Consider the following 15,172-nt stretch of genomic DNA (forward strand, 5'->3'; position numbering starts at 1 on the left):
TCTGCCGTGCCCGGGGGCAAGGATCGTCACGTTCATGCTAGGCGGCCTCCAGGAGATCGGATCGGCAGCCACGGCAGCGGCCGGGGCCGGGCGAGCGGAAGGCGCGGTCGCAGCCCTCGCAGTTCTGGAACGGATGTCGTACGTCCGGGGGCGGCGCGGGCACGCGGAACGGTGGCGGCGCAGGCGGTAGCTGCGAGGCGAGTCGATGGGCGAGGAGAGCGACTGGGCGCCGCAGGTCTTCGGGTGGCAGGTCCGCGGTCAGCGCGCGCTGTACGGCGCTGGGGGTGAGGTCGCGTTCCAGCCAGGCGGCGACTCCGGGGGCCAGGGTCGTCCGGGTCGAGGCCTACCTCGAGGGCCGTCTGGGTGTCGTCGCCTACTCCGAGTGCGCCCGATATCCGGCAGGTACGCCCATGACCGAGTGAGGCGATCCGGAACTTCCGGCTCAACAGGCGCCGGCCCCGCTACGAGGCTGAGCCTCCTCGGCGCGTGAGGCATCGGCGGTCTGGCACCGCGAGTGCGGCCCGTCGTTCGTACGTGGCTGGAGCCGGATCATGGGGATACCGGGCCGCGCCTTGATGAAGGCGGCGAAGTCGTCGTCGACGTGAAGCACGGTCAGGCCGTGGTGTTCGGCCGTGAGCGCGATCAGGGTGTCCATGGGGGAGGGCCGCTCGGTGGTGCCCGATTGGTCTGGCTGTCGACGGGAGGACGGATGGCCAGACCGCGAGCGACGTGGGCCGAGGCTGGGACGGCGTCCAGGCCGTCAACGCCGGATTTTCGAACCAGACGGACTTCTCCGGCCTGGTGCGGAACGGCGCGGTGGTCAGTTCGTGGCCGGGGAAGCCGTCTCGTCGGCCTTGATGTCGAAGTTGATCTGGTCTCCCTGGACGGAAGTCACCTTGACCGTTACACCCAAGGTGCTGCCGTCTTTCGCCGTGAGCTTGCACCGGGTGGTGGTACCGACCTTGCCGGCGAGGTCCTCGGGACAAGTGATGCTCGGCTTCGGCTGGTTCATCGTGGCGGCGAGTTTTTCGGCGACGATGGTGGCCAGCTTGTCCGCGGACATTTTCGGCGTGGACGTTCCGACGTGGGCCGAGGCCGAGCAGCCGACGAGCAGCGCGCCGGAGGCGACGGCCGAGAGGATCGAAGTCGCTGCGGACAACCGAGTTGTGGTCATGGTGGACTCCGGTGTGGGGGGATCACGGCAAGAAGCGGCAGGAAGCATACTTGGCAGATGTGCGCGGGCACGTTGGAGGGGCTCCCTCGCATGAACCGGCATGGCCAACGCTTCCGCAGTCAGGCTGCCAACGCACGTCCCCTCTGAGCTCGTACGGCTCTGACGGGCACCATCGGTGTGGTGACGACCCGGTGGGGTCGGAGACCCGTGTCGGCCAACTCCCCTTTGGGATCAGGGACCGACGGGACGACACCGGTGGCAGGTGGACCTGAGAGTCCTCACTTCCGCATGGGCATGTTCAGGATATGTGCAGGAACTCGTTCAGGCCGAGGCTGGAGGCGTCGGCGCTCCGGAACGGTCGATAGGGTGCACGAAGATTTTCCGTGCTGTGCCTGTCGGGCGAGCGACGGACGAGGTGCGAATGCAACGGGGGTTGCCCATGGGGTCCGGAGTCGGTGGCGAGCCGAGACTTGCGAGCTCGGCGAGCGACAAGACGCGCGCGGCGAAGTTCATGGAAGAGCACCTGATGCCGGACACCCAGGCAGCCGCCCGCATGGCGGACGGCGGCGGGGCCCCAGTGCGGCCACCCTTCGTCGGCCCGGTGGCCCCCGCGAGCCCCCTGATCAAGCAGGACACGGGGCTGAAGGGGCTCTCCGGCTGGGCCTCGGACCAGGCTGTTTCCGACGCGCTGACCGCCTGGCAGGGGCAGGCGAACCGGCTCATGGCGCGGCTCCAGCAGGAGGTGAACGCGCTGCACGGCACGAAGAACCTCTTCCTCAACCAGGACACCACCGTCGGCGCGCAGGCGGCCGGGGTACGGCCCCCCAGCAGTTTCGACGGCATGTGACGGGACGGCCATGACGCTGAACTACCAAGACGTGATGACGGCCGATCTGTCTTCGCTGGCGGACGTGTCCGAGGCGTGGAAGAAGATGGGCGAGCGCTTCGGTGAGCTGAAGACCGACTACGAGAAGCATGTGCAGGGCGTGCTGGGCAACGGGAACTGGCAGGGGCTTGCCTACGGCGCGCAGCAGCAGAATGCCTCGGCCACGGCTTTCGAGTACGGGGCGGCCAAGGCGGAGGCGCTGGCCATCGCCAGTCTTCTCACGGATGCGCACACCGAACTGACCCGCCTGCAAAAGGCGGTCAAGGACCTGGTCCACGATGCCGAGGCGAAGGACTTCAAGGTCGACAGCTCCGGCAAGGCGACCTACGTCGGGTACGACAACCTCTCCGAACAGGAGAAGTACGCCCTTCACCACGACCCCGACTATGCCCAACTGCAGTCCGACGCACGCGTGAAGGCTCAGGGCTGGACCGACGACATCGCCAAGGCGGTCAAGGCTGTCGACGACGCCGACCAGAGCGTGAAACGGGCGCTGGTCCGCGCAACGAGCGATGTTTCGACAGACGGCCTCGGTTTCGGCGGTTTCAACGCGCACGCCGTGGGTGACCTCGCGAAGGCCGGTAAGCCGGACCCCAAGACCCCCACGAAGACCGACGGGTGGGTCTCCGAGGGCGAGAGCGAGGCCTCGGGCCCCGGCGCCGGGACAGAGGTCTCCGGGCCCGACACCGGTGCCGGCAAGCTGGGCGAGGCCGAGGCGCATGCCGACCTCGGCCGCGCGAGCGCGGAGGGCTCGCTCACCAACGGCCCGTTCAAGCTCGCCGGGGAGGCCGAAGCCTATGCGGGCGCCAAGGCCTCCGCGGCCGGCGGCATCACCAACGAGGGCCTCCAGGGGGAGGCCAGCGTCTTCGCGGGTGGCGAGGCCTCGGCCAAGGGCCGCGCCGACGCCGGTTTCGTCGGGCTGTACGGTCGGCCGGAGACCATGGCGGGCGCCGAGGCAGGGGTCAACGCCGGGATCGGCCTTGAGGGGCTGAACGCGGGAGCGGAGGCGTTCGCAGGCGCGAAGGGCGGTGTCTCCGGAGGCGCGGACATCGGCGGCATCGGAGCGGGCGGGACGGTAGAGGGTTGGGCCGGTGCCGGGGCCGAGGCTGACGCCACCCTCGGCAAGGGCGAGGACGGCAAGTGGAAGGTCGGCGCGACGGTGGGGGTCGCCGTCGGGCTCGGAGGCGAGGTGGGCTTCGAGTTCACCGTTGATCCGGGGAAGATCGCCGACACCGCGGGCGATGCGGCCGACGCCATTGGCGATACGGCCCATGCGATCGGCAGCCTGTTCTGATACGCACTCCCGCCGACCGACTGCCGTAGGCACACTTCCGCGACAAAGGAGGGTCCTGGATGCCAACGACCTTGCCCGTACCGATCGAGTTCGAACTGCCGGAAGGCTGGCACGCCGCACCTCCGGACGAAGCCGGCGCACCAGGTGCGGCGTTCGTCGCGCTGCATCCGCAACCGGATGCCGGATTCACCGCGAACATCACGATCGACGGCGAGTACCGTCCGGACGCGGCGGCACTGCCCGAGATCGCCCAGGAGTCCGTAGAGCGCCTGCGTCGGAGCGCCATGTCGGTCGAGGTCACCGGACGCCGCGAGATCGGCTCCGCGGAGGCGCCGGGCCTCACGCAGACGCTCGCCGTCTCGGCCGTCGTCGGCGGCCTACTGCGCGACCTCGTCCAATCGCAGGTCTACCTGTCCATGCTGGACGTCGCCGATCCCCGCAAGCGGTCGGTGATCCGCCTGGTCCTGACCGCCACCGCGTCCCAACACCCCACCGTCCTCGATGACTTCCGGGACTTCGTGCGCACGGTCCGTCCGGACACGGGCGCGGGCACGGCTTCGTAGCGCGTCCCGCGGGAGCGCACCCGCGCGCAAGCGCACCCCGACGCGGCGGCAGACCTTTGCACCGACAATCCGACCCCTCATAGGTTGATCTCATGGGACTCTTCGACAAGCTGACCGGAACCAAGCGCCCGGCCGACGGGGTCGCCCCGCGACCCGCCGCCGAGGTCCGCGCGGCGCTGCTCGGCCTCAACCGCTCCGACGTCCCGTACGTCATCCGGGACGGCCGCGCGGAGGGCGCCGACCTGGTGGGGGAGTGGCGGATGCTGGAGCCGGCCTGGCAGACCTTCTTCGCCCGCACCCGGGTGAGTCGGGTGTTCCAGGTCCGTATGCGCCTGGTCCCGGAGAAGAACGAGGTCCGCTCCCTGGATCAGCAGTACGAGGTCACCTGGGTCGGCGACACCCCCAGGCTGGCCATCTTGGCCGGGGCCCAACGCGGCCAGGTGCAGACGGTCTCGAAGCAATGGACGCTGGGCGGGGGAAGGGACGGCGGTCTCGAAGCGACCGAGACGTTCAACTTCGACAGCTCTGAACTCAAGAACCCCCTGCAGGACGCCGTCCTCGGTGCGGGGTGGACCTGGCGCGGAGTCGTCACCGGCAAACTGTGAGGTCGGCGGGACCCCGAGCGCGGGGTACTTCCTTTGGTACCGGTGCCGAGTAGTACCGGTACCAAGCTTCACGGGGGGTCACGTAGTGTGCGTGGTCGACTGCTCATCGTCAGTCGGCGCCCGAGTTGATCATCCCGAGGTCGGCCAGAGCGGCCCTCGCCGGGGCGCGCACGCGCCCAGGGTTTGACCTGCCTCACTCAAGGGGTACGATCCTCGGCTCGATTGGCCAGGCCCCCGCCCCGTATGGCAGACTAACGGGGTTGCTCGGTCGAGTGCCGATGCTGCGCGCCTCCCGTCGGGAGGACCGGAAGCGAGTCCCACAGTACTCGTCGCCTCAACTGCCGTAAGGCAGCGCTGGGGCGGACGTACGGGAATCTTTCGGGAAGTGTCAGCGGGGTGCGGGCCAGGCACCCGGTGGGTGTTCCAGCCTCCGGTCCTGCGGTTGCTTTCGGGCGGGCCGCGTCCCTTGTAGGGAAATCCGTTACGGATATTTCTGCGGCAGGAGCGCGACACACCCGACCGCGTGGGTCGGAGATACGGGACGCGAACCCCCGGGTTCCAGAGCGTTTCACGAGACAAAGGACTACTGAGTAGCCATGGCGGGACAGAAGATCCGCATCCGGCTCAAGGCCTACGACCACGAGGTCATCGACAGCTCGGCGAAGAAGATCGTCGAGACGGTGACCCGCACTGGTGCGTCGGTCGCAGGCCCGGTGCCGCTGCCCACTGAGAAGAACGTGTACTGCGTCATCAAGTCGCCGCACAAGTACAAGGACTCGCGCGAGCACTTCGAGATGCGCACGCACAAGCGCCTGATCGACATCCTCGACCCGACGCCCAAGACCGTTGACTCTCTGATGCGACTCGACCTCCCGGCCGGTGTCGACATCGAGATCAAGCTCTAGGGATCGGTGATCTGAGAATGGCTAAGCAGATCAAGGGCATCCTGGGCGAGAAGCTCGGCATGACGCAGGTGTGGGACGAGAACAACCGTGTTGTTCCGGTCACCGTCGTCAAGGCCGGCCCCAACGTCGTCACCCAGGTGCGTACCAACGACAGCGACGGCTACGAGTCGGTCCAGATCGCCTTCGGCGAGATCGACCCGCGCAAGGTGAACAAGCCCCTCAAGGGCCACTTCGCCAAGGCCGACGTCACCCCCCGTCGTCACCTCGTCGAGATCCGCACCGCGGATGCCTCCGAGTACACCCTCGGCCAGGAGATCTCCGCCGAGGTCTTCGAGGCGGGCGTGAAGGTCGACGTCACCGGCAAGAGCAAGGGCAAGGGCTTCGCCGGTGTCATGAAGCGTCACAACTTCAAGGGCCTCGGCGCCGGTCACGGCACCCAGCGCAAGCACCGCTCTCCCGGCTCCATCGGTGGCTGCGCCACCCCGGGTCGTGTGTTCAAGGGCCTCCGCATGGCGGGTCGCATGGGCAACGAGCGGGTCACCACCCAGAACCTGACCGTTCACGCCGTTGACGCGGAGAAGGGCCTGCTCCTTATCAAGGGCGCGGTTCCTGGTCCGAACGGCGGCCTCGTCCTGGTCCGCACCGCGGCCAAGGGGGCCTGAGGACTATGAGCACCATTGACATTCTGTCGCCCTCCGGCGACACCGCCGGGACCGTTGAGCTCCCGGCCGAGATCTTCGACGTAGAGAAGATCAGCATTCCGCTGCTTCACCAGGTCGTCGTCGCACAGCTGGCCGCCGCCCGTCAGGGCACGCACAAGGTCAAGCGTCGTGGCGAGGTCCGCGGTGGCGGTAAGAAGCCTTACCGCCAGAAGGGCACCGGCCGCGCGCGCCAGGGTTCGACCCGTGCGCCGCAGTTCGCCGGCGGTGGCGTCGTCCACGGCCCCACGCCGCGTGACTACTCGCAGCGGACCCCGAAGAAGATGAAGGCCGCGGCCCTGCGCCACGCCCTCACCGACCGGGCCCGCAACGCTCGCATCCACGTCATCACCGGCGTGATCGAGGGCGAGACCCCCTCCACCAAGGCCGCCAAGAGCTTCCTCGGCAAGGTCAGCGAGCGCAAGAACGTGCTCCTGGTCATCGAGCGCTCCGACGAGGCCGCGCTGCTCTCCGCGCGCAACCTGCCCCAGGTCCACATCCTGGAGCCGGGCCAGCTGAACACGTACGACGTTCTCGTCTCGGACGACGTGGTCTTCACCCAGGCCGCTTTCGAGTCCTTCGTGTCTGGCCCCAAGGCCGCTGACACCGAAGGGAGCGAAGCCTGATGGCTACGCGTCACCCGAGCATTGCCTCGAAGGCCGCCAAGGCCAAGAAGGTCGCGCGCGTCGCCAAGGCGAAGCGTCACGAGACCGAGGGCAAGAACACCGTCGAGACGCCGCTGAGCAAGAGCTTCACGGACCACCGTGACGTCCTTCTCAAGCCGGTCGTCTCCGAGAAGAGCTACGCGCTGCTCGACGAGGGCAAGTACACCTTCGTCGTCGCGCCGGGCGCCAACAAGACCCAGATCAAGCAGGCCGTCCAGGCGGTCTTCTCGGTCAAGGTCACCGGCGTCAACACGATCAACCGTCAGGGTAAGCGCAAGCGCACCAAGAGCGGTTTCGGTAAGCGTGCTGACACCAAGCGCGCCATCGTGACCCTCGCTGAGGGCGACCGTATCGACATCTTCGGCCAGGCCTCCTAACGGAGCGCCCTGGTCCGAATATCGGACGAGGACTGAGAAATGGGAATCCGCAAGTACAAGCCGACTACGCCGGGCCGTCGTGGCTCCAGCGTCGCCGACTTCGTCGAGGTCACGCGGTCCACGCCGGAGAAGTCGCTGGTCCGCCCGCTGCACAGCAAGGGCGGCCGTAACAACGCCGGTCGTGTGACCGTTCGCCACCAGGGTGGCGGACACAAGCGCGCCTACCGAGTGATCGACTTCCGTCGTCACGACAAGGACGGCGTGCCGGCGAAGGTCGCGCACATCGAGTACGACCCCAACCGCACCGCGCGCATCGCGCTGCTTCACTACGCGGACGGCGAGAAGCGCTACATCCTCGCCCCCCGCAACCTGTCGCAGGGTGACCGCGTCGAGAACGGTCCCGGGGCCGACATCAAGCCGGGCAACAACCTGGCGCTCCGCAACATCCCGGTCGGTACCACGATCCACGCGATCGAGATCCGTCCCGGTGGCGGCGCCAAGTTCGCCCGCTCCGCCGGTGCCTCGGTGCAGCTGCTCGCGAAGGAGGGCACGATGGCCCACCTTCGTATGCCTTCCGGTGAGATCCGCCTGGTCGACCAGCGCTGCCGCGCCACGGTCGGCGAGGTCGGCAACGCCGAGCAGAGCAACATCAACTGGGGTAAGGCCGGCCGTAAGCGCTGGCTGGGCGTTCGCCCGACCGTCCGCGGTGTGGCGATGAACCCGGTTGACCACCCGCACGGTGGTGGTGAGGGCAAGACCTCCGGTGGTCGCCACCCGGTCTCCCCGTGGGGTCAGAAGGAGGGTCGTACTCGTTCGCCGAAGAAGGCTTCGAGCAAGTACATCGTCCGCCGCCGCAAGACGAACAAGAAGCGCTAGGAGCGGGTTTAGATGCCGCGCAGTCTCAAGAAGGGACCCTTCGTTGACGGCCACCTCGTAAAGAAGGTGGACGCTCAGAACGAAGCCGGTACCAAGAACGTCATCAAGACCTGGTCCCGTCGCTCGATGATCATCCCGGCCATGCTCGGCCACACGATCGCGGTGCACAACGGCAAGACCCACATTCCGGTGTTTGTCACCGAGTCGATGGTCGGCCACAAGCTCGGCGAGTTCTCGCCGACGCGCACCTTCCGGGGTCACGTCAAGGACGACCGGAAGTCGAAGCGCCGCTAACGCGGGGTGGAATGACCATGACAGACACTGGAAGGACAACCATGGAAGCCAGGGCCCAGGCGCGGTACATCCGCGTTACGCCCATGAAGGCCCGCCGCGTGGTGGACCTTATCCGTGGCATGGATGCCACGGAGGCTCAGGCGGTCCTGCGTTTCGCCCCGCAGGCCGCGAGCGTGCCGGTCGGCAAGGTGCTTGACAGCGCCATTGCCAACGCCGCGCACAACTACGACCACACCGACGCCGACAGCCTCTTCATCTCCGAGGCGTACGTCGACGAGGGTCCGACCCTGAAGCGGTTCCGTCCGCGCGCCCAGGGTCGTGCCTACCGGATCCGCAAGCGGACCAGCCACATCACCGTGGTCGTCAGCAGCAAGGAAGGAACCCGGTAATGGGCCAGAAGGTTAACCCGCATGGGTTCCGGCTCGGCATCACCACGGACTTCAAGTCCCGTTGGTACGCCGACAAGCTGTACAAGGACTACGTCAAGGAAGACGTCGCCATCCGTCGGATGATGACGTCCGGCATGGAGCGCGCCGGTATCTCGAAGGTTGAGATCGAGCGCACCCGTGACCGCGTGCGGGTGGACATCCACACCGCGCGTCCCGGCATCGTCATCGGCCGCCGTGGCGCCGAGGCCGACCGCATCCGCGGTGACCTCGAGAAGCTCACGGGCAAGCAGGTCCAGCTGAACATCCTCGAGGTCAAGAACCCCGAGACCGACGCTCAGCTGGTTGCTCAGGCCGTTGCCGAGCAGCTGTCCTCCCGCGTCTCCTTCCGTCGTGCCATGCGTAAGAGCATGCAGGGCACGATGAAGGCCGGCGCCAAGGGCATCAAGATCCAGTGTGGTGGCCGTCTCGGCGGCGCCGAGATGTCCCGCTCGGAGTTCTACCGCGAGGGCCGTGTGCCCCTGCACACGCTCCGTGCGAACGTCGACTACGGCTTCTTCGAGGCCAAGACGACCTTCGGCCGTATCGGTGTGAAGGTCTGGATCTACAAGGGCGACGTCAAGAACATCGCCGAGGTCCGCGCCGAGAACGCCGCTGCCCGCGCCGGCAACCGCCCGGCCCGTGGTGGCGGCAACGACCGCCCGGCCGGCCGTGGTGGCCGTGGTGGCGAGCGTGGCGGCCGCGGCCGCAAGCCGCAGCAGGCTCCCGCTGCCGAGGCCCCCAAGGCCGAGGCTCCGGCGGCTGCCGCTCCGGCTGAGAGCACCGGAACGGAGGCCTGACCGACATGCTGATCCCCCGTAGGGTCAAGCACCGCAAGCAGCACCACCCCAAGCGCCGTGGTCAGGCCAAGGGCGGTACGCAGGTTTCGTTCGGCGAGTACGGCATTCAGGCCCTCACGCCGGCGTACGTGACGAACCGCCAGATCGAGGCCGCACGTATCGCGATGACCCGCCACATCAAGCGTGGCGGCAAGGTCTGGATCAACATCTACCCGGACCGCCCGCTCACGAAGAAGCCTGCCGAGACCCGCATGGGTTCCGGTAAGGGTTCGCCGGAGTGGTGGATCGCGAACGTGCACCCGGGCCGGGTCATGTTCGAACTGTCCTACCCCAACGAGAAGATCGCCCGTGAGGCCCTCACTCGCGCAGCCCACAAGCTGCCGATGAAGTGCCGGATCGTCAAGCGCGAGGCAGGTGAAGCGTGATGTCGGCCGGTACCAAGGCGTCCGAGCTGCGCGAACTGGGTGACGAGGAGCTTCTCGCGAAGCTTCGCGAAGCCAAGGAAGAGCTGTTCAACCTCCGCTTCCAGGCGGCGACCGGTCAGCTCGAGAACCACGGTCGGCTCAAGGCCGTCCGCAAGGACATCGCGCGGATCTACACCCTGATGCGTGAGCGCGAGCTGGGCATCGAAACGGTGGAGAGCGCCTGATGAGCGAGAGCAACGTGACTGAAACGACCGAGGCGCGCGGATTCCGCAAGACCCGTGAGGGTCTCGTCGTCAGCGACAAGATGGACAAGACCGTCGTCGTCGCCGTCGAGGACCGCGTCAAGCACGCCCTGTACGGCAAGGTCATCCGCCGTACGAGCAAGCTGAAGGCCCACGACGAGCAGAACGCCGCGGGTATCGGCGACCGCGTCCTCCTCATGGAGACGCGTCCGCTGTCCGCGACGAAGCGCTGGCGCATCGTGGAGATCCTCGAGAAGGCGAAGTAATCAAACGGGGGGCTCAGTCCCCCCGTTGCCCCCCGCCGGGGGCCTGCCGCACCGTCAGGTGCCCAGCCCCCGGCGGAGGTTTTCTCCCTCAACAGGCCAAGTAATTCCTGCGGGGCTTACCCGCAGGACGGTTCCGCCAGGCTCGCGGGGCGACCCGAAAGGGATCCCCGCGGGAACCGGCAGACAATCAGGAGATAGACGTGATCCAGCAGGAGTCGCGACTGCGTGTCGCCGACAACACGGGGGCGAAGGAAGTCCTTTGCATCCGTGTGCTCGGTGGCTCCGGTCGCCGCTACGCGGGCATCGGTGACGTCATCGTCGCCACCGTCAAGGACGCGATCCCCGGCGGCAACGTGAAGAAGGGTGACGTCGTCAAGGCGGTCATCGTTCGCACCGTCAAGGAGCGCCGCCGTCCGGACGGCTCGTACATCCGCTTCGACGAGAACGCCGCCGTCATTCTGAAGAACGACGGCGACCCTCGCGGCACCCGTATCTTCGGCCCCGTCGGCCGTGAGCTGCGCGAGAAGAAGTTCATGAAGATCATCTCGCTCGCGCCGGAGGTGCTGTAAGCATGAAGATCAAGAAGGGTGACACGGTTCAGGTCATCACCGGCAAGGACAAGGGCAAGCAGGGCAAGGTCATTGCCGCTTACCCGCGCGACGAGCGCGTCCTGGTCGAGGGTGTCAACCGGGTCAAGAAGCACACCAAGGCCGGCCCGACCGCCAGCGGTTCCCAGGCCGGCGGCATCGTCACGACCGAGGCCCCGATTCACGTGAGCAACGTTCAGCTCGTCGTGGAGAAGGACGGCAACAAGGTCGTCACGCGTGTCGGTTACCGCTTCGACGATGAGGGCAACAAGGTTCGCGTTGCCAAGCGGACGGGTGAGGACATCTGATGGCTACCACCACGACTCCGCGTCTCAAGACGAAGTACCGCGAGGAGATCGCGGGCAAGCTGCGTGAGGAGTTCTCCTACGAGAACGTCATGCAGGTTCCCGGCCTCGTCAAGATTGTGGTCAACATGGGTGTCGGCGACGCCGCCCGTGACTCGAAGCTCATGGACGGTGCCGTCCGTGACCTGACCACGATCACCGGTCAGAAGCCGGCCGTCACCAAGGCCCGCAAGTCCATCGCGCAGTTCAAGCTGCGTGAGGGTCAGCCGATCGGTGCCCACGTCACGCTCCGTGGCGACCGCATGTGGGAGTTCCTGGACCGCACCCTGTCGCTCGCGCTGCCGCGCATCCGCGACTTCCGCGGCCTGTCCCCCAAGCAGTTCGACGGCCGTGGCAACTACACCTTCGGTCTCACGGAGCAGGTCATGTTCCACGAGATCGACCAGGACAAGATCGACCGTACCCGGGGCATGGACATCACCGTGGTGACCACGGCGACCAACGACGCTGAGGGCCGTGCCCTTCTCCGTCACCTCGGCTTCCCCTTCAAGGAGGCGTAAGCGAGATGGCGAAGAAGGCTCTGATTGCCAAGGCTGCTCGTAAGCCCAAGTTCGGCGTACGTGGCTACACGCGCTGCCAGCGCTGCGGCCGTCCGCACTCCGTGTACCGCAAGTTCGGCCTGTGCCGCGTCTGCCTTCGTGAGATGGCTCACCGTGGCGAGCTGCCGGGCGTGACCAAGAGCTCCTGGTAGTCCCCCCAACAAGGGATTCCAGGGCTCTCGGTAAGTAAAGGGTTCGGTCAGGTGCCCTGCCCTCCATGGCTTAGGCTAGGAGGGTTGGGCGCCTGACGCCCGTACGACTTACTACGCCGTAGGTCCCCGCACCGCACCCGTCCCGCCACTGAGTGGGGAGAGGGATGGCGCATACAGGAAACCCCGGCGAGAGAGGCCGAAGGCCAATTCATGACCATGACTGATCCCATCGCAGACATGCTTACTCGTCTGCGTAACGCGAACTCGGCGTACCACGACGATGTCGCGATGCCGCACAGCAAGATCAAGTCGCACATCGCAGAGATCCTCCAGCAGGAGGGCTTCATCACCGGCTGGAAGGTCGAGGACGCCGAGGTCGGCAAGAAGCTCGTCCTCGAGCTGAAGTTCGGCCCGAACCGTGAGCGCTCCATCGCGGGCATCAAGCGGATTTCGAAGCCGGGTCTGCGTGTGTACGCGAAGTCCACCTCCCTGCCCAAGGTGCTCGGTGGCCTCGGCGTGGCGATCATCTCCACGTCGCACGGTCTCCTCACCGACAAGCAGGCCGGCAAGAAGGGCGTAGGCGGAGAAGTTCTCGCCTACGTCTGGTAACGGAAGGGAACGGAGGAAACAGCTATGTCGCGTATTGGCAAGCTCCCCATCACGGTTCCCGCCGGCGTGGACGTCACCATCGACGGCCGTACGGTCCAGGTGAAGGGCCCCAAGGGCACCCTCTCCCACACCGTCGCGGCGCCGATCGAGGTCGCCAAGGGTGAGGACGGCATTCTCAATGTCACCCGCCCGAACGACGAGCGTCAGAACAAGGCCCTGCACGGCCTGTCCCGCACGCTGGTGGCGAACATGATCACCGGCGTGACCACGGGTTACGTGAAGAAGCTCGAGATCAGCGGTGTCGGTTACCGCGTCCTGGCGAAGGGCTCCAACCTGGAGTTCTCGCTCGGCTACAGCCACTCGATCACCGTCGAGGCCCCCGAAGGCATCACCTTCAAGGTCGAGAACCCGACGCGGTTCTCGGTCGAGGGCATCGACAAGCAGAAGGTCGGAGAGGTTGCGGCCAACATCCGCAAGCTGCGCAAGCCCGACCCGTACAAGGCCAAGGGCGTCAAGTACGAAGGCGAAGTCATCCGCCGCAAGGTCGGAAAGGCGGGTAAGTAAGCCATGGCATACGGTGTCAAGATTGCTAAGGGCGACGCTTACAAGCGTGCTGCCATCAAGCGTCGTCACATCCGCATCCGGAAGCACATCTCCGGTACGGCTGAGCGTCCGCGCCTGGTCGTGACGCGCTCCAACCGCCACATCGTGGCCCAGGTCATCGACGACGTTAAGGGTCACACCCTCGCGTCGGCGTCGACCCTGGACACCACGGTCCGTGGTGGCGAGGGCGACAAGTCCGCGCAGGCCAAGTCGGTCGGCGCCCTGGTCGCCGAGCGCGCCAAGGCCGCCGGTGTCGAGGCTGTCGTATTCGACCGTGGTGGTAACCAGTACGCCGGGCGCATTGCCGCTCTGGCGGACGCCGCCCGCGAAGCCGGACTCAAGTTCTGAGTCGGTTCCGTAGCTAGCGGAAACAGAGAGAGGTAATTCCAATGGCTGGACCCCAGCGCCGCGGAAGCGGTGCCGGTGGCGGCGAGCGGCGGGACCGGAAGGGCCGTGACGGCGGCGCTGCTGCCGAGAAGACCGCGTACGTTGAGCGCGTTGTCGCGATCAACCGCGTCGCCAAGGTTGTGAAGGGTGGTCGTCGCTTCAGCTTCACCGCGCTGGTCGTGGTGGGCGATGGTGACGGCACCGTCGGTGTTGGTTACGGCAAGGCCAAGGAGGTGCCGGCCGCCATCGCCAAGGGTGTTGAGGAGGCCAAGAAGCACTTCTTCAAGGTCCCCCGTATCCAGGGCACCATCCCGCACCCGATCACGGGCGAGAAGGCTGCGGGCGTCGTCCTGCTCAAGCCTGCTTCCCCCGGTACCGGCGTTATCGCCGGTGGCCCGGTGCGTGCGGTGCTCGAGTGCGCCGGCGTTCACGACATCCTGTCGAAGTCGCTCGGCTCGTCCAACGCGATCAACATCGTGCACGCGACCGTGGCGGCCCTCAAGGGCCTGCAGCGTCCCGAGGAGATCGCGGCCCGCCGTGGTCTGCCCCTCGAGGACGTCGCCCCCGCGGCTCTGCTTCGTGCGCGTGCGGGAGCGGGTGCGTAATCATGGCTCAGCTCAGGATCACGCAGACGAAGTCGTACATCGGCAGCAAGCAGAACCACCGCGACACCCTGCGTTCGCTCGGGCTCAAGCGCCTGAACGACGTGGTCGTCAAGGAGGACCGCCCCGAGTTCCGCGGAATGGTGCACACCGTCCGCCACCTCGTGACGGTTGAGGAGGTCGACTGATCATGGCGGAGAACAACCCGCTCAAGATCCACAACCTCCGTCCCGCCCCGGGCGCCAAGACCGCCAAGACCCGTGTGGGTCGTGGTGAGGCGTCGAAGGGTAAGACGGCCGGTCGTGGTACCAAGGGCACGAAGGCCCGCTACCAGGTTCCGGAGCGCTTCGAGGGCGGGCAGATGCCCCTCCACATGCGCCTCCCGAAGCTGAAGGGCTTCAAGAACCCGTTCAAGACCGAGTTCCAGGTCGTGAACCTCGACAAGCTGGCCGCGCTGTACCCGGAGGGTGGCGAGGTCACCGTCGAGGGTCTCGTCGCCAAGGGTGCCGTTCGCAAGAACAGCCTCGTCAAGGTCCTCGGCCAGGGCGAGATCTCCGTCGCGCTGCAGGTTTCGGTTGACGCCGTTTCCGGCTCCGCCAAGGAGAAGATCACCGCCGCCGGCGGTACCGTCACCGAGCTCGTCTGATCTTTTCAGGCGTCTCGATGACATGAGCGATCCCGACCGGGGGTGCCCCTATAAAAGGGGTATCCCCGGTTGGTCGTTCCTAGGGGGGCAGTCTCGCCGGTAAGGTGACTTGCACTGCCGACTTTCGTCCAGCGTTCCATCGGGCGGCAGTCGACCGATACCTACCTATTCGTCGAACCTCAAGACC

28 protein-coding genes and 1 pseudogene are annotated in these 15,172 nt (G+C 66.7%); 26 read left to right on the forward strand and 3 right to left on the reverse strand.

Annotation, left to right across the window (positions count from 1 at the left end):
- Positions 1 to 37: 37 nt before the first annotated feature.
- Positions 38 to 325, reverse strand: a pseudogene (locus OG798_RS31665) (helix-turn-helix domain-containing protein); the annotation flags it as partial.
- On the opposite strand from OG798_RS31665, the gene OG798_RS31670 reads away from it, so the two are divergent.
- The gene (locus OG798_RS31670) at positions 285 to 422 is read left to right on the forward strand and encodes a hypothetical protein (RefSeq protein ID WP_328758056.1); all 138 of its coding nucleotides are present in this window, start codon (positions 285 to 287) and stop codon (positions 420 to 422) included. The pseudogene OG798_RS31665 and the gene OG798_RS31670 overlap by 41 nt on opposite strands.
- Positions 423 to 442: 20 nt before the next feature.
- On the opposite strand, the gene OG798_RS56620 is transcribed toward OG798_RS31670, so the two are convergent.
- Entirely contained in the window at positions 443 to 655 is a 213-nt protein-coding gene (locus tag OG798_RS56620; protein ID WP_443053888.1) for a hypothetical protein, read from the reverse strand.
- Between the two features lie 165 nt (positions 656 to 820).
- The gene (locus OG798_RS31680) at positions 821 to 1,174 is read right to left on the reverse strand and encodes a DUF4333 domain-containing protein (RefSeq protein WP_095853107.1); all 354 of its coding nucleotides are present in this window, start codon (positions 1,172 to 1,174) and stop codon (positions 821 to 823) included.
- 439 nt (positions 1,175 to 1,613) lie between these two features.
- Here OG798_RS31680 and OG798_RS31685 point away from each other — a divergent pair, with 439 nt between their 5' ends.
- From OG798_RS31685 to rplO, 25 genes are all read left to right on the forward strand, one after another.
- A complete protein-coding gene (locus OG798_RS31685; RefSeq protein WP_095853106.1) occupies positions 1,614 to 2,021 on the forward strand; it encodes a hypothetical protein in 408 nt (135 codons plus the stop codon).
- A gap of 34 nt (positions 2,022 to 2,055) precedes the next feature.
- Complete coding sequence (locus OG798_RS31690) at positions 2,056 to 3,354, forward strand: hypothetical protein (RefSeq protein WP_328758057.1); 1,299 nt, start codon at positions 2,056 to 2,058, stop codon at positions 3,352 to 3,354.
- Positions 3,355 to 3,413: 59 nt separating this feature from the next.
- Positions 3,414 to 3,917, forward strand: coding sequence for a hypothetical protein (locus OG798_RS31695; protein ID WP_121415333.1), 504 nt, complete (start codon positions 3,414 to 3,416; stop codon positions 3,915 to 3,917).
- A gap of 92 nt (positions 3,918 to 4,009) precedes the next feature.
- Complete coding sequence (locus OG798_RS31700) at positions 4,010 to 4,522, forward strand: hypothetical protein (protein WP_267062599.1); 513 nt, start codon at positions 4,010 to 4,012, stop codon at positions 4,520 to 4,522.
- Between the two features lie 596 nt (positions 4,523 to 5,118).
- On the forward strand, positions 5,119 to 5,427 hold the full coding sequence (gene rpsJ, locus OG798_RS31705) for a 30S ribosomal protein S10 (RefSeq protein ID WP_003948644.1): 309 nt from the start codon (positions 5,119 to 5,121) through the stop codon (positions 5,425 to 5,427).
- A 17-nt stretch (positions 5,428 to 5,444) separates the two neighbouring features.
- Complete coding sequence (rplC, locus tag OG798_RS31710) at positions 5,445 to 6,089, forward strand: 50S ribosomal protein L3 (RefSeq protein ID WP_030619125.1); 645 nt, start codon at positions 5,445 to 5,447, stop codon at positions 6,087 to 6,089.
- A 5-nt stretch (positions 6,090 to 6,094) separates the two neighbouring features.
- On the forward strand, positions 6,095 to 6,751 hold the full coding sequence (rplD, locus tag OG798_RS31715) for a 50S ribosomal protein L4 (RefSeq protein ID WP_060900353.1): 657 nt from the start codon (positions 6,095 to 6,097) through the stop codon (positions 6,749 to 6,751).
- Entirely contained in the window at positions 6,751 to 7,167 is a 417-nt protein-coding gene (rplW, locus tag OG798_RS31720; RefSeq protein WP_075028520.1) for a 50S ribosomal protein L23, read from the forward strand. Before rplD ends, rplW begins: the two co-directional genes overlap by 1 nt.
- Before the next feature lie 39 nt (positions 7,168 to 7,206).
- Positions 7,207 to 8,043 (forward strand): 50S ribosomal protein L2, encoded by an 837-nt coding sequence (gene rplB / locus OG798_RS31725; protein WP_328758059.1) that lies wholly within the window; start codon positions 7,207 to 7,209, stop codon positions 8,041 to 8,043.
- A gap of 12 nt (positions 8,044 to 8,055) precedes the next feature.
- Positions 8,056 to 8,337, forward strand: a complete 282-nt coding sequence (gene rpsS / locus OG798_RS31730) for a 30S ribosomal protein S19 (RefSeq protein WP_015035577.1) — start codon at positions 8,056 to 8,058, stop codon at positions 8,335 to 8,337.
- A 41-nt stretch (positions 8,338 to 8,378) separates the two neighbouring features.
- Entirely contained in the window at positions 8,379 to 8,726 is a 348-nt protein-coding gene (gene rplV, locus OG798_RS31735; RefSeq protein ID WP_003974262.1) for a 50S ribosomal protein L22, read from the forward strand.
- A complete protein-coding gene (rpsC, locus tag OG798_RS31740) occupies positions 8,726 to 9,562 on the forward strand; it encodes a 30S ribosomal protein S3 (RefSeq protein ID WP_067367107.1) in 837 nt (278 codons plus the stop codon). Before rplV ends, rpsC begins: the two co-directional genes overlap by 1 nt.
- A 5-nt stretch (positions 9,563 to 9,567) precedes the next feature.
- Entirely contained in the window at positions 9,568 to 9,987 is a 420-nt protein-coding gene (gene rplP / locus OG798_RS31745) for a 50S ribosomal protein L16 (RefSeq protein ID WP_010986348.1), read from the forward strand.
- Positions 9,987 to 10,211, forward strand: coding sequence for a 50S ribosomal protein L29 (rpmC, locus tag OG798_RS31750; protein WP_003998824.1), 225 nt, complete (start codon positions 9,987 to 9,989; stop codon positions 10,209 to 10,211). The genes rplP and rpmC overlap by 1 nt, the downstream gene beginning before the upstream one ends.
- On the forward strand, positions 10,211 to 10,495 hold the full coding sequence (gene rpsQ / locus OG798_RS31755; RefSeq protein WP_067367104.1) for a 30S ribosomal protein S17: 285 nt from the start codon (positions 10,211 to 10,213) through the stop codon (positions 10,493 to 10,495). The genes rpmC and rpsQ overlap by 1 nt, the downstream gene beginning before the upstream one ends.
- A gap of 200 nt (positions 10,496 to 10,695) precedes the next feature.
- A complete protein-coding gene (rplN, locus tag OG798_RS31760; RefSeq protein WP_030831680.1) occupies positions 10,696 to 11,064 on the forward strand; it encodes a 50S ribosomal protein L14 in 369 nt (122 codons plus the stop codon).
- 2 nt (positions 11,065 to 11,066) lie between these two features.
- A complete protein-coding gene (gene rplX / locus OG798_RS31765) occupies positions 11,067 to 11,390 on the forward strand; it encodes a 50S ribosomal protein L24 (RefSeq protein ID WP_067367101.1) in 324 nt (107 codons plus the stop codon).
- Complete coding sequence (rplE, locus tag OG798_RS31770) at positions 11,390 to 11,947, forward strand: 50S ribosomal protein L5 (RefSeq protein WP_075028517.1); 558 nt, start codon at positions 11,390 to 11,392, stop codon at positions 11,945 to 11,947. Before rplX ends, rplE begins: the two co-directional genes overlap by 1 nt.
- A 5-nt stretch (positions 11,948 to 11,952) precedes the next feature.
- Entirely contained in the window at positions 11,953 to 12,138 is a 186-nt protein-coding gene (locus OG798_RS31775) for a type Z 30S ribosomal protein S14 (RefSeq protein WP_003948630.1), read from the forward strand.
- A gap of 210 nt (positions 12,139 to 12,348) precedes the next feature.
- Entirely contained in the window at positions 12,349 to 12,747 is a 399-nt protein-coding gene (gene rpsH / locus OG798_RS31780; RefSeq protein ID WP_055614920.1) for a 30S ribosomal protein S8, read from the forward strand.
- 24 nt (positions 12,748 to 12,771) lie between these two features.
- Positions 12,772 to 13,311 carry a 50S ribosomal protein L6 gene (gene rplF, locus OG798_RS31785; RefSeq protein WP_067367096.1) on the forward strand — a complete coding sequence of 180 codons (540 nt, stop codon included), beginning with the start codon at positions 12,772 to 12,774 and terminating at the stop codon, positions 13,309 to 13,311.
- 3 nt (positions 13,312 to 13,314) lie between these two features.
- Complete coding sequence (rplR, locus tag OG798_RS31790) at positions 13,315 to 13,698, forward strand: 50S ribosomal protein L18 (protein ID WP_067367094.1); 384 nt, start codon at positions 13,315 to 13,317, stop codon at positions 13,696 to 13,698.
- Positions 13,699 to 13,739: 41 nt separating this feature from the next.
- Positions 13,740 to 14,342 (forward strand): 30S ribosomal protein S5, encoded by a 603-nt coding sequence (gene rpsE / locus OG798_RS31795; protein ID WP_055513610.1) that lies wholly within the window; start codon positions 13,740 to 13,742, stop codon positions 14,340 to 14,342.
- A gap of 2 nt (positions 14,343 to 14,344) precedes the next feature.
- A complete protein-coding gene (gene rpmD / locus OG798_RS31800; protein WP_060901490.1) occupies positions 14,345 to 14,527 on the forward strand; it encodes a 50S ribosomal protein L30 in 183 nt (60 codons plus the stop codon).
- Positions 14,528 to 14,529: 2 nt separating this feature from the next.
- Positions 14,530 to 14,985 carry a 50S ribosomal protein L15 gene (gene rplO / locus OG798_RS31805; RefSeq protein ID WP_060901489.1) on the forward strand — a complete coding sequence of 152 codons (456 nt, stop codon included), beginning with the start codon at positions 14,530 to 14,532 and terminating at the stop codon, positions 14,983 to 14,985.
- Positions 14,986 to 15,172 lie beyond the last annotated feature (187 nt).

The organism is Streptomyces sp. NBC_00271 (genome assembly GCF_036178845.1).
GTDB lineage: Bacteria > Actinomycetota > Actinomycetes > Streptomycetales > Streptomycetaceae > Streptomyces.

What these genes read in the sequence shown, in the direction of transcription:
- OG798_RS56620 (WP_443053888.1), bottom strand. Translation starts at nt 655, where the DNA reads ATGGACACCCTGATCGCGCTCACGGCCGAACACCACGGCCTGACCGTG.
- OG798_RS31680 (WP_095853107.1), bottom strand. Translation starts at nt 1,174, where the DNA reads ATGACCACAACTCGGTTGTCCGCAGCGACTTCGATCCTCTCGGCCGTC.
- OG798_RS31685 (WP_095853106.1), top strand. Translation starts at nt 1,614, where the DNA reads ATGGGGTCCGGAGTCGGTGGCGAGCCGAGACTTGCGAGCTCGGCGAGC.
- OG798_RS31690 (WP_328758057.1), top strand. Translation starts at nt 2,056, where the DNA reads ATGACGGCCGATCTGTCTTCGCTGGCGGACGTGTCCGAGGCGTGGAAG.
- OG798_RS31695 (WP_121415333.1), top strand. Translation starts at nt 3,414, where the DNA reads ATGCCAACGACCTTGCCCGTACCGATCGAGTTCGAACTGCCGGAAGGC.
- OG798_RS31700 (WP_267062599.1), top strand. Translation starts at nt 4,010, where the DNA reads ATGGGACTCTTCGACAAGCTGACCGGAACCAAGCGCCCGGCCGACGGG.
- rpsJ (WP_003948644.1), top strand. Translation starts at nt 5,119, where the DNA reads ATGGCGGGACAGAAGATCCGCATCCGGCTCAAGGCCTACGACCACGAG.
- rplC (WP_030619125.1), top strand. Translation starts at nt 5,445, where the DNA reads ATGGCTAAGCAGATCAAGGGCATCCTGGGCGAGAAGCTCGGCATGACG.
- rplD (WP_060900353.1), top strand. Translation starts at nt 6,095, where the DNA reads ATGAGCACCATTGACATTCTGTCGCCCTCCGGCGACACCGCCGGGACC.
- rplW (WP_075028520.1), top strand. Translation starts at nt 6,751, where the DNA reads ATGGCTACGCGTCACCCGAGCATTGCCTCGAAGGCCGCCAAGGCCAAG.
- rplB (WP_328758059.1), top strand. Translation starts at nt 7,207, where the DNA reads ATGGGAATCCGCAAGTACAAGCCGACTACGCCGGGCCGTCGTGGCTCC.
- rpsS (WP_015035577.1), top strand. Translation starts at nt 8,056, where the DNA reads ATGCCGCGCAGTCTCAAGAAGGGACCCTTCGTTGACGGCCACCTCGTA.
- rplV (WP_003974262.1), top strand. Translation starts at nt 8,379, where the DNA reads ATGGAAGCCAGGGCCCAGGCGCGGTACATCCGCGTTACGCCCATGAAG.
- rpsC (WP_067367107.1), top strand. Translation starts at nt 8,726, where the DNA reads ATGGGCCAGAAGGTTAACCCGCATGGGTTCCGGCTCGGCATCACCACG.
- rplP (WP_010986348.1), top strand. Translation starts at nt 9,568, where the DNA reads ATGCTGATCCCCCGTAGGGTCAAGCACCGCAAGCAGCACCACCCCAAG.
- rpmC (WP_003998824.1), top strand. Translation starts at nt 9,987, where the DNA reads ATGTCGGCCGGTACCAAGGCGTCCGAGCTGCGCGAACTGGGTGACGAG.
- rpsQ (WP_067367104.1), top strand. Translation starts at nt 10,211, where the DNA reads ATGAGCGAGAGCAACGTGACTGAAACGACCGAGGCGCGCGGATTCCGC.
- rplX (WP_067367101.1), top strand. Translation starts at nt 11,067, where the DNA reads ATGAAGATCAAGAAGGGTGACACGGTTCAGGTCATCACCGGCAAGGAC.
- rplE (WP_075028517.1), top strand. Translation starts at nt 11,390, where the DNA reads ATGGCTACCACCACGACTCCGCGTCTCAAGACGAAGTACCGCGAGGAG.
- OG798_RS31775 (WP_003948630.1), top strand. Translation starts at nt 11,953, where the DNA reads ATGGCGAAGAAGGCTCTGATTGCCAAGGCTGCTCGTAAGCCCAAGTTC.
- rpsH (WP_055614920.1), top strand. Translation starts at nt 12,349, where the DNA reads ATGACCATGACTGATCCCATCGCAGACATGCTTACTCGTCTGCGTAAC.
- rplF (WP_067367096.1), top strand. Translation starts at nt 12,772, where the DNA reads ATGTCGCGTATTGGCAAGCTCCCCATCACGGTTCCCGCCGGCGTGGAC.
- rplR (WP_067367094.1), top strand. Translation starts at nt 13,315, where the DNA reads ATGGCATACGGTGTCAAGATTGCTAAGGGCGACGCTTACAAGCGTGCT.
- rpsE (WP_055513610.1), top strand. Translation starts at nt 13,740, where the DNA reads ATGGCTGGACCCCAGCGCCGCGGAAGCGGTGCCGGTGGCGGCGAGCGG.
- rpmD (WP_060901490.1), top strand. Translation starts at nt 14,345, where the DNA reads ATGGCTCAGCTCAGGATCACGCAGACGAAGTCGTACATCGGCAGCAAG.
- rplO (WP_060901489.1), top strand. Translation starts at nt 14,530, where the DNA reads ATGGCGGAGAACAACCCGCTCAAGATCCACAACCTCCGTCCCGCCCCG.